Genomic DNA, 1,392 nt, shown 5'->3' with positions numbered 1-1,392 from the left:
AAAAAGAAAAACGCATAGTATTGAACTGAACTGCACCCCAAAAGTTAGACAGAAAAAATCTAACTTTTGGGGTGTTTTTTTTATGAAATTAACTTATGATGATAAAGTCCAGATCTATAAACCTAGAAAACAAGGATATAGCATAGAGAAACTTTCAAATAAATTTGGGATAAACAATTCTAATCTTAGGTACATGATTAAATTGATTGATCGTTACGGAATTGAATTCGTCAAAAAAGGAAAAAATCGTTACTATTCTCCTGATTTAAAACAAGAAATGATTGATAAAGTCATACATGAAGGCTGGACCAAAGATAGAGTTTCTCTTGAATAAGATCTCCCAAGTCGTACGATACTTCTTAACTGGCTGGCACAATACAAGGAAAACGGGTATACTATTGTTGAGAAAACAAGAGGGAGAGTACCTAAAATGGGACGTAAATGTAAGAAAACTTGGGAAGAAATGACAGAACTAGAGCGACTCCAAGAGGAGAATGAACTCTTACGTACCGAGGTGGCTTACTTAAAAAAGTTAAAAGAGCTGGAAGACAGGGACGAAGCCATACAGCGAGAAAGGCAGAGACAATTAGAGAAATGGCTTCAGGAGGATTTCAACTAGATTTACTTCTTGAAGCGGCTTATTTACCTCGCTCAACTTACTACTATCAATTGAAGGAACTAGATGGGCTTGACAAAGATAAAGAGCTTAAAACTGAAATTCAGGCCATTTATAATGACCATAAAAGAAATTATGGCTATCGGAGAGTTACTCTTAAACTAAGAAATCGTGGTTTTGTAGTGAATCATAAGAAAGTTCAACGTCTGATGAAGCTCCTTGGTTTAATAGCTCGAATTCATCGGAGACGAAAGTATTCTTCCTACCAAGGAGAGATTGGCAAGAAAGCAGAGAATCTCATTCAACGCCAGTTTGAAGCATCGAGACCAATAGAAAAGTGTTATACGGATGTGACAGAGTTTGCCATTCCAAATAGCACACAGAAACTCTATTTATCGCCTGTTTTAGATGGCTTTAACAGCGAAATTATTGCTTAGAATCTCTCTACTTCGCCTAATTTAGAACAAGTAAAAACGATGCTGGAACAGGTCTTCACAGAGAAACACTATGAGAATACGATTCTCCATAGTCACAAAGGCTGGCAATACCAACATGATTCTTATCATCGGTTCCTAGAGAGTAAGGGAATTCAAGCATCCATCTCACGTAAAGGTAACAGTACAGACAACGGTATGATGGAATCTTTCTTTGGCATTCTGAAATCGGAGATGTTTTACGGTTATGAGAAGTCGTTTCAGTCGCTTAAGCAATTGGAACAAGCCATTGTAGACTATATTGATTACTACAACAACAAACGAATTAAGGTAAAACTAAAA

General features: G+C 36.6%; 1 pseudogene. It reads left to right on the top strand.

Annotated elements, in window-relative coordinates:
- Nucleotides 1-82 precede the first annotated feature (82 nt).
- A pseudogene (locus N8M95_RS09150) lies at nucleotides 83-1,392 on the top strand (IS3 family transposase); the annotation flags it as partial.

The organism is Streptococcus mitis, from assembly GCF_946190325.1.
In the GTDB taxonomy this organism is placed as follows: domain Bacteria; phylum Bacillota; class Bacilli; order Lactobacillales; family Streptococcaceae; genus Streptococcus; species Streptococcus mitis_CF.
The sequence above is the reverse complement of the archived record's forward strand: the minus strand, read 5'-3'. Positions and strand labels throughout refer to the sequence as shown.